The sequence below is a fragment of the Vibrio sp. genome (assembly GCF_038138445.1).
Taxonomy (GTDB): Bacteria; Pseudomonadota; Gammaproteobacteria; order Enterobacterales; family Vibrionaceae; genus Vibrio.
Genome location: NZ_JAYQDQ010000119.1, coordinates 1 through 9581, shown reverse-complemented (window position 1 = coordinate 9581; position 9581 = coordinate 1). Strand labels below are relative to the sequence as shown.

The 9581-nt window shown below is 41.3% G+C and carries 6 protein-coding genes; 3 read left to right on the top strand and 3 right to left on the bottom strand.

Annotated features, from left to right (window positions below; translation table 11 throughout):
• The first annotated feature begins 161 nt into the window (after positions 1-161).
• The gene (locus AAFM34_RS19180) at positions 162-1409 is read left to right on the top strand and encodes a hypothetical protein (protein WP_341665618.1); all 1248 of its coding nucleotides are present in this window, start codon (positions 162-164) and stop codon (positions 1407-1409) included.
• Between the two features lie 51 nt (positions 1410-1460).
• Here AAFM34_RS19180 and AAFM34_RS19175 read toward each other — a convergent pair whose 3' ends face one another.
• The 3 genes from AAFM34_RS19175 to AAFM34_RS19165 all read right to left on the bottom strand — a co-directional run bounded on the left by AAFM34_RS19175 (position 1461) and on the right by AAFM34_RS19165 (position 6115).
• Positions 1461-2501 carry a hypothetical protein gene (locus AAFM34_RS19175; protein WP_341665619.1) on the bottom strand — a complete coding sequence of 347 codons (1041 nt, stop codon included), beginning with the start codon at positions 2499-2501 and terminating at the stop codon, positions 1461-1463.
• Between the two features lie 90 nt (positions 2502-2591).
• Positions 2592-4205 carry a D-arabinono-1,4-lactone oxidase gene (locus tag AAFM34_RS19170; protein WP_341665617.1) on the bottom strand — a complete coding sequence of 538 codons (1614 nt, stop codon included), beginning with the start codon at positions 4203-4205 and terminating at the stop codon, positions 2592-2594.
• A gap of 68 nt (positions 4206-4273) precedes the next feature.
• Positions 4274-6115, bottom strand: a complete 1842-nt coding sequence (locus tag AAFM34_RS19165; protein WP_341665616.1) for a carotenoid oxygenase family protein — start codon at positions 6113-6115, stop codon at positions 4274-4276.
• Positions 6116-6479: 364 nt separating this feature from the next.
• On the opposite strand from AAFM34_RS19165, the gene AAFM34_RS19160 reads away from it, so the two are divergent.
• Together AAFM34_RS19160 and alr are read left to right on the top strand one after the other, a co-directional pair.
• Positions 6480-8111 (top strand): methyl-accepting chemotaxis protein, encoded by a 1632-nt coding sequence (locus tag AAFM34_RS19160; RefSeq protein ID WP_341665615.1) that lies wholly within the window; start codon positions 6480-6482, stop codon positions 8109-8111.
• A 23-nt stretch (positions 8112-8134) separates the two neighbouring features.
• Positions 8135-9352, top strand: a complete 1218-nt coding sequence (gene alr, locus AAFM34_RS19155) for an alanine racemase (protein ID WP_341665614.1) — start codon at positions 8135-8137, stop codon at positions 9350-9352.
• Positions 9353-9581: the final 229 nt, after the last annotated feature.

Here is a 9581-nt window from a genome sequence, read left to right as displayed (position 1 = left end):
CAAAATCTTGACTATCTTACCGTACATTTTCGTTCCATTGGACCTCAAACCCCTTATCAAGCAACCCTTATTTCACTTTGTACAATTAACTATGTATTTAATCGATATTTGTTAGTTGAGATTATAAGGTTGAATACTGCCACGAATAAAGAGAGGTTCTTATGTCGTTAAATATCGGTGGTTATATTGATAGAACAATTAGTGATTCTCGTATTGAGCGTGTGAAAAATTCCCATTGCAAAGAAAATGCAATACAGATGGGAGTATGGGATAAAATTAAGGACTGGTTTTGTGGAAGCCATAAAAAAGAAGCACTGTCTTACTTATACGATATTACGCATGATTTAGAGCAACCAACCTCAAGCAATGCAGCCCAAAAAATGGCGGCATTCGCTAAACTTAGTATGTTAGCTGAAGGTCGAAGCACACTTTTCCACGGTGAAGTTTTCAGTAAAGGTAATTCAACATATGCTTTTGAGTTTGAGATAGAAGGAGCCTTAGAAAAGACATTTGTGAATTACGGAGAATTATCTCAAGAAGCTGAAAACATATCTAGCAAACAACTAACGAATAGTTCTGGGTATCTTTTAGAAGAAAATGTAAAAAAGCATGGAATCAATGGTGCGTTAAAACAGGTATCCTTCGATAATCAAACAGGGTTATTCGAAGGAATTACTGACAGTAATCAAGATAGATTATCTAAAGACCTTCTTACGGCAGAGTCTAGGAAACTGATGGCTGATGACAACTCCCTAGCCCAGCAATGGGTTGAGACCCAGCTTAAATGTTTTGACTACTTTGCAGATCAACAGTCTAAGATCCTAAAGGTGGGGGAGCTGACACTAGATGATGTTGCTGGAACTCACTTAGAATGGCTATCTCATGGTGCTCGAACTATTAATGAGTTGAGTGTCAAAACGAACCAATACTTAGCTGATCAACAGGCGTTAAGTGCGCCGACATTAAAATCTAGTCCACTGATTAAAAATGTTGTATTTAACGTTGACTCTTCAAAACCTACTCAAGTAGAACGATTGCTTCCTAATCTGGTAGCGCCTCCAAGAAATGATGATGAGTGGGATATGCTCAAAGATCAAGAAGGAGAAAAGAGATACAAGGAAATCACTAATATAATCTATATGTTAGAAGATTTGAAAAATTACCAGAATAAGCACTGTGACTATCAATTGAAACCAGACTTTCAATATACAGCTTCGAGTGGGGATGTTCGATCAGATTTTCATCGTGCTGGCGACAAAGCTAAGAAAGATTTTTTTGAGCAAGCTATCCATGCTGGTTATGACCTAAATAACAAGGATATATATAGTCGCGTTGAAACTATCGCAGGAATGTATCATTCATTGAATTATCAATCTATGGTTACAACGACAGGTATTTTGCTACGCTAATCAATCCAATATAGAAGAAGCGGAAAGAACCCCCTCCGCTTTTTCTTAGACCTATTTAGATAGGTCGTCACAATAAAATGGACCACTGAATTCAAGTAATGCTTGGTCCATAGAAATAGACTCTTCGAGTTGACCAAACTCATATAGAGAAAACTTTACGTCCGCCGTCATAGACTTCATATACTTTTGCTCTCCACCAAAGATAATGACTGAGGGAAATTCTAATGGGTAAAAGTCTTCAAATGGCGATTTAACCTCCATGACCATCTTGTGTTTTATCTTGTTCATTTCCAGCTTAAAGTAACCGGCGCAAGAATCGTATTCACGTTTTACCGATAGGTTACCGATAGCAGGGTAGAAGATAAGGTCATATTTATCAGAAATATAGCGACCAGCCCATAGCTCAATATTTGATGTGCCAATTTTAGCCCCTGTAAACATGTAATAGAGCTCATCAGACAAGCCCATACTGTATATCATGCCGGCACTTGACTCTTTATCGTACCATCCTTTGTCTACTTGGGCGTAACCGGAGCCAAACAGGGAACGTGAGTTGTCTGAGAAAGTATATTGTATCGGTGTCCCTACAGTATAAAGAAACCATTTACCACCCACACCGGGGATCTCAGGTATAATGCCAAATGGAGTTTGTCCTGGGTTAGACCCTCGCCAATAATGAGAATGTTCACCGTCCCATCTCATGGTAAAGTTGAAGTCGTTATAATGGACTTCTAACTGATCTTGATTTGCCATCACTATTCCGGGTATTTCATAGTGGAATTGCTTAACATCATCAAACCCTTTCAAAATCAGTTCATCTCGGAAAATATCGTATTTGACGGTTTTTCCATTAAGCGGTGTGAACGCTAGGTGAACATAAGCTTTAGGTGTTGGAGTGGTAAAATTAGGAGCAATATAAGTTTGCAAGCTTATCTTAAAATAGCCTACATCTGGCACTGCTACATTATAGAACCATTGCTCTGCCCATGTTTTATCAGAGCTTGGCACATGAGGTTTAAGATCATCTAATGTTGTTGCATTAAGTACAGAGCAAAATAAAGTACATAGAAGGGCGAAGATCGACGGTATCATTTTGAGGGTCATAGTCAAACGTTCCGTGTAGTCCAATTAGATTTTATAGGCTGATGTTCGGCCGTAATGAGATACGGCCGAACATCGTGGTTATTTGCGGCAGATGCGAGCTTGGGAGAAGTGGAGTCCTTCCTTGCATTGCGTACCAGATTGACAGTGTTCATCTGTTTGGCAGTAACACTCACCACGAACATTACATTCAGGTGTTAGGTAATCTTCCATAGGGATACTGCCACTAACTCTTTCCCAGAACGGGTTGGTAAATACATTGTGTGGATCCAGTTCTGCCTTAGCTTGCAAAAATTCCGGCCACATAGGGAATCGAGAAGGCATATCTTCAAAGATGGCAACAGAGTTTTTCCCCCAATGAGGACGAGCGTTATATTTACGCAATGACATCTGTTCAATCTCTAGATTGACAAAGTAATTCTTAGGTTCTTTTTTACCTTCTTGTCGCAGAGTGTATTCAATGCCAACAAATGCAGTTTCGCGTCCAGCGCTCATTCCAAGGTAGCTGTCTGAAGCTTTTCCGAATCGAAAGTAGATACCGTTTAGAGGGAAACAAGTTCTGGGGTGTGCTGCAACAATCTTTCTAACATCACTTATCCAGTCAGGTAGTCGTTCTATATCAATCGCAACTTCCTGAAGCGCTATTGGGAGTCTATCCCAAATGCACTTGTTTGGATCTTTGCACTTAAAATATTGCATTTGGTCAGAATAACCCACAGGGTTATCAACCTTCTTACCTGAAATACTATCTCTGAAATAAGATTTTGCCCTCGCATTGTAACGTGCGGTTGCTGCTAGGCATTGCAAGCCTGTTCCTGGGAACTCATGAGCAGCATTGAATAACAAACCGAAGAAAAACTCTTCGGCATCGGAAACATCGGCTTGAGCATTATATGCTTGTCCCTGAGTTTCAACTGGTACAGGGTTATAGAGCGTCGTGGTGTATCGACCAAGTCCTGGAAACCAAGCAATATTAGCGGAGTAATTATTTCGGGCGATATCCAATACTTTATCTTCTAATTCAGTGTCATTACGATACCCTGTCACTTCTGCTTTGACTTTAAATGCTTCTTCAATGGCCAGAGTGACCTCAACAACCACCCCTAAAACTCCCAAGTTTACCCTTGCCGCATCCAATAAATCTCCACTTAAAACACGGACGTTTCCCTCACCATCTACGATTTTAAGCTGAGTGACATAATCGGCAAGCATGTTACTGGGCTTTGCCAAAGTAGAGCCATGCGTGCCACTTCCCAACATGCCACCGACGGTGAAAATCGCTAGCTCCGTAACCATATTGATTGCGTAACCTTGCTCGCGAAGGAAGTCATTTAAATCATTAAATCTCATTCCAGCTTCTACAGTAACGCGCTGATTGCTCGCATCAAAATGGACGATTTTATCCATGTTTTTGAGGGTTAGCTGTACCTCTCCATTGCCTGCACATGCAGCGTCTATCTGACTAGCAAATTTACGATTTCCAGTCATCACTTTCTTACCACGCAAGAGAGCATCCTTAACAACTTCTTGAACACCTTCAATTGAGGCAGGATCGTAGATGGCTTCTGGATAACAGGTATAAGTTCCTTGATAGTTGGAAATTTCATTTTCCGCTTCTTCGTCTTGAAGAGCGTAAGCCGTACCAAGTGTGGTCAGTATTAACGTAGTACTTAACGCTAAGGTTCTAATTTTCATTAAACATTCCTTTTTTAAAGCTTAGTTCCATTAGGCATTTCAACTTCAAACTTAACGTTATGAAAACATCAGCCAAATCTGGGGAGGATCTGCTGCTCAATCACTTCACGAACAGCACGACGATGCTTAGGAGCTCGACGAGTAAAAAACTCTGCTACCTGTGCTTTATAAGCATTTATTGGTCTAGGGCCAATGCTAGGTACCCATAGAGCATGGTTAGTAGTGGCAAAGTTAAATTCAGGATGGCCTAATATAGCCAATGGACCTTGGGCTAGGTTTTGAGCATCAAACAACCATATTTCCTTACCGTTACCGGATGCATTGGTTGGATTTTTACGGACAACGGCCGTAAATACATAACCCTCATCTTGTCCATAGCTATTTGGTTTACTCATAAACTGTGGAGTTCTCATCACACAGTCAGTAGGAAACTGATAAGCATCTGTTACCGACATTTGACGGCAATCCATGTGAATCAATGCGGACGGTTGATCCTGTTGTGGTAATGAGTCGTTAGTAAACAGTCGGTTAGGGTAGTCCTTGTATGCATCCGCAACGCGCTCGATAACATGTCCTTTTCTATAACCCACGGCGGCCCAATAAATATGTTCAAATTGTTCAGGGAATTGGAAGTGTCCGCGATAAGCAGGGTCGTTCATATCCCAGAATAACTGATCATCTCTAATCAATCTGAAATCCCCAGTTATTTCATTAACCGAGTTACTTTTGACCTGAAGTCTTGCTCGCACAAGACCACCAACATCGACTGGAGCTGCAGGGTAGCCAGACAGACCGCTAGCCACTCTCCCGCCAAACATTAGCTTATCTCTGTTATATAGAGGCTCAGATTTGTCCATGGCTCCTAAATATTGGCCATAGATAGTAATCTCATCATCATGGTCATCGTAGTTACACATCACATCTGATGTATCAAAATCGAGCTCAATATAATCAGCAGTGACATTGTCACGTCCTTCTAAAAGGTCTTTTTTACGAATCACCCAAACAGGTGTGCGGTGTTGCTGAGCATAAACAGTACGAATACCGATCATTCTTAATGGTTCGACTTGAGCTGCTGTTTCGAAGACGAGTACATGGTTACGAGTCACGCCGAGAGAGTGTGCAGTTGCAGCAATATATGCAGGGCGACCATCTCGGCCGACGATAGTCCACGCTCGAAGTTCATTCTGCTTATCCCATTTTAGGAGACGAATAAAGCCGTTTTTTGTTCCAGTATTGGATATGTTACCGCCATAATTAATGGTAAAACACTCATCTGAATCAAGATCAAAATAGGGATGTCCAGTGGTCCGCACCTGAGGAAATAGCCACTTATCGGGAGTGAAAGCATCCATCCAAGGAGGAAGGCTACTTTGCCACTCGTCATAGTGTCCGATAGGGGTGACGAGATCTAGCGTCATCGCATCAAACTCATAAGGCACACCACCTTCGTAGCTGAGAGCAAATCGGTTGTCACCAAGATAATTTGGAGCAGTATTACAATAATTCACAAACCCCATTGAAGGGCTATGGTATGCCATGCCACCGAGCAAGTTAAACTTATCAGGCCAATAATCAATATGTTGCTGCATGATAGCAGAAGGGGTGTCGATCATTTTACGAGTGAACTTCGGCTGGCCTGAAGAAAAATCAATTCGACTCAAGGCACCTCTACCACTTGGACTGAGATGATCACTTTCAAGCGGAATGCCTTCAGCAAAAAACACATGTCCACTAATATCAATCGGCATTTGCCCGTAAAGTAACTGTAACTCGCCACTAGCAGGCGTGAAACTAGCGCGCATTATCGAATCAGGAAACAGGGAAGTTACCGCTCCTGAGGAAGCAAACAATTGACTTGGCATACAAGCTGCTCCAGCCAATCCTTTTAAAAATGTACGTCTTTGCATATTGTCGATCATATGTTTTTGGGGAATACATTTGACAGTAGGAGAAATTTATAGAGCTAATTGAAAAAAGTAGGGAACTATGAATTGTGGCGGATAAGTATTGAAACTTTCTTTTTAATTACACTTATTTAAGTCAATAAAAACGTAATTTTTTGAGCTCCATAATTGCCAATATTAGTTACAGCGTAACTCAATTGACTTCGCAAATATGCATAAGATTCGCTATCCACACTATCCTTGTCTATCTTTACTGAGTGTTTAGTTATTATTGAGTGCGAAAAAGATTCCACTCGCCATTAGGGTATAAGAGTACGCTTCAGGTGCTTACTTCAAGGATAAAGCACTTGGACAAGGTAAGTAACTTATGTATATCAAAAACCTTTCAATTGGTAAGAAAATTGCTTTTTCGTTTGGAATCATTGCTGCAATGAACTTAGGCTTCGGCATCATGATTTTAAGCGAACTCAGAAACAACAAAGCTGAACTTCTTAACTTTACTGACGATACACTTCCAGCTGTTGAGCAAGTAGACTTTGTTCGAGATAAGATGTCTCTTTGGCGGCGAGCCCAATTTGCCGTATTTGCTATGAGTGATCAAAGCAAGATCCAAAGCACGATTGCTTCAAATGAAAAAATCAAAGAGCAGATAAACACCCAACTTGCTGCGTACGGAAAAACCGTATGGCCAGGTGAAGAAGAGCAGACATTTAACCGACTCCAAAAGAAATGGAATGGCTACTTGAAAACCATGGACTCATTCGATCAGGCGATGAAAATCATGGACAAGGAAACTGCCTATCCAATACTCGCGAATTCGCTCAGCGACTTTGAGTCTGTTGAAGCTGACATCAATATCTTAGTAGGTATTCTGAAAGGTGCGATGAACACCAATCGCGAGCATATTTTGTCGTCCCTAGATAACCTAAGCAATGTCGCTATGGTTATTAATGCTCTGATTGTTATTGTCATGGTAATTATTACCATATTTCTTACCAGGATCATATGTAATCCACTTGCCGCTGTTGTAAAGCAAGCAAACGCAATTGCAGAAGGGGACTTATCCAAAACTCTTGATCGATCCAGACTCGGTAGTGACGAGCTTGGAGACCTTGCAGACGCTTCCTCTAGAATGCAAGAGAACTTAAGAGAGCTTATCAATCAAAGTGTCACTGTTGTTCAAGAATTAGGACGAGCAGTTGATGAGATGACCCAAACTTCTAACAAATCCGCCAAAGAAATGCAGGATCAGCAATCTCAGGTAACTCATGTTGCTAGTGCAATGAGCCAAATGAAATCGTCGGTCGCGGACGTTGCACACACTACAGAGGTTTCCGCTGAGCAAGCAAATGAGGCTAATGGTAAAGTGCAAGAGGGCGCGCGCAACACTCAAACGATGGTTCAATCCATTGAGAATGTTGCAAAAATTATTGGTGAAGCGGGTGATAATGTCGCCGAACTTGAGCAGCAATCCAATCAAGTTAACACTATAGTTGACGTTATTAGAGACATTGCCGATCAAACAAACTTGCTGGCGTTAAATGCGGCAATTGAAGCCGCTCGGGCAGGGGAATCTGGTCGAGGGTTTGCGGTTGTTGCCGATGAAGTTAGAACTCTTGCTGGAAGAACTCAAGATTCTACAAGTGAAATTACCAACATCATTGAAAAGCTTCAAGCTATAGCCAGTCAAGCCAAGGAAACAACCGATCGTTCTCGCCAACAAATAGAAACTTGCGTTGAACAAGGCAACCAGTCAAAAGAGCTCATGACCGCTATTAATGAATTTATATCAGGGATTGCCGACATGGGCACCCAAATAGCGAGTGCATGCAACCAGCAAGATAGCGTGGCTGAAGAACTAAGTTCAAACATAGAAAGTATACATTTGTCAGCCCAATCAGTGTCTGAAGGCTCTGTCAGTACGGCAAAAGGGTGTGAAGAACTGAGTAGATTATCTTCATCATTACAACAGGCAATGGGTAAGTTCAAACTCGACTGAGTTGTATATAAGGAGTACCTTGTATGGTGTTTAGAGCCACGTTAGTTTCACTTGCAGTAGCCTCTGTACTTTTCCCGCTTTCAGGTAATGCTGCGAGAGTAGCATTACCTGAAACACCTCCGAGCCTGAATCAAGTCAAGCAATCTAATTCTTGGTTAGAGATCAATCTCGGGCAGTTTAAACAAAATATGGCGCAATTTCGTTCTCACTTGCATTCAAACACCAAGCTATGTGTAGTGATGAAAGCCGACGCTTACGGCAATGGGATCAGAGGCCTAATGCCAACTATCTTAGAGCTCAATGTGCCATGTATTGCGATTGCAAGTAATGCTGAAGTTCGGGCGGTTCGAGATGGAGGATTTAAAGGACAGCTTGTTCGTGTTCGATCCGCTGATATAGATGAAATTAAACAAGTCCTAGACTTAGATGTTGAAGAACTTGTCGGTAGCGCTCACCAAGCTAGCCAAATTAAAGCCCTTAATCTGAAGAAACCGGTTAAGGTTCATTTGGCATTAAATGATGGTGGTATGTCACGAAATGGTATCGACATGACAACGGAAGCAGGAAAGCTAGAAGCGGTAGAACTTGCCAATAGTGAAGCCATTGACGTTGTTGGTATCATGACGCACTTTCCCAATTATGATGCAGAAGAAGTTAGAAGCAAATTGGATGAATTTAAACAAAGTTCGTCATGGTTAATTGAGAACTCAAAGTTAAGCAGAGATAACATTTTATTGCATGTCTCTAACTCATTTACAGCACTCAATGTTCCCGAGGCTCAATTGGATATGGTTCGACCCGGAGGTGTTCTATATGGCGATTTACCAACAAATCCAGAATATCCATCCATAGTGAGCTTTAAGACTCGAATAGCGTCATTGCACCATGTACCAGCAAACTCCACGGTGGGATATGATAGTAGTTTTACAACACAGCGGGATAGCGTCTTGGCTAACTTGCCAGTTGGATACTCTGACGGATACCCAAGGAAAATGGGCAATACAGCTTACATCATTGTTAATGGTCAGCGAGCGCCTGTTGTTGGCAAAACCTCAATGAATACATCCATGGTCGATGTAACTGATGTTAAGGGCGTTTCCACTGGCCAAGAAGTCACACTATTTGGAAAACAGGCAAAAGAACAAATCACAATTGGTGAGTTAGAAGAAAATGCAGACTTAATCTTTCCAGAGCTCTATACCGTTTGGGGAGTCGCGAATCCTAGAGTCTACATCCCATAGTGAAACAAAATCCTTTAAGGCTAATATCTAATTTAATCATCACAGATGAATAAGTTAGATATTAGCTATTTTATGGTAAATAGATTATGTTGAATGCAACAGACACATTGCAAGCAAATAGACGAGGGGTGCATATGCACTCTTTATTGTTGGACACATTATTTAACATAATATACATAATACGCACTTTAGTATAATTCAGAATATGAGATAACCTGTTGTAAATCCT

What these genes read in the sequence shown, in the direction of transcription:
- AAFM34_RS19180 (WP_341665618.1), top strand. Translation starts at nt 162, where the DNA reads ATGTCGTTAAATATCGGTGGTTATATTGATAGAACAATTAGTGATTCT.
- AAFM34_RS19175 (WP_341665619.1), bottom strand. Translation starts at nt 2,501, where the DNA reads ATGATACCGTCGATCTTCGCCCTTCTATGTACTTTATTTTGCTCTGTA.
- AAFM34_RS19170 (WP_341665617.1), bottom strand. Translation starts at nt 4,205, where the DNA reads ATGAAAATTAGAACCTTAGCGTTAAGTACTACGTTAATACTGACCACA.
- AAFM34_RS19165 (WP_341665616.1), bottom strand. Translation starts at nt 6,115, where the DNA reads ATGCAAAGACGTACATTTTTAAAAGGATTGGCTGGAGCAGCTTGTATG.
- AAFM34_RS19160 (WP_341665615.1), top strand. Translation starts at nt 6,480, where the DNA reads ATGTATATCAAAAACCTTTCAATTGGTAAGAAAATTGCTTTTTCGTTT.
- alr (WP_341665614.1), top strand. Translation starts at nt 8,135, where the DNA reads ATGGTGTTTAGAGCCACGTTAGTTTCACTTGCAGTAGCCTCTGTACTT.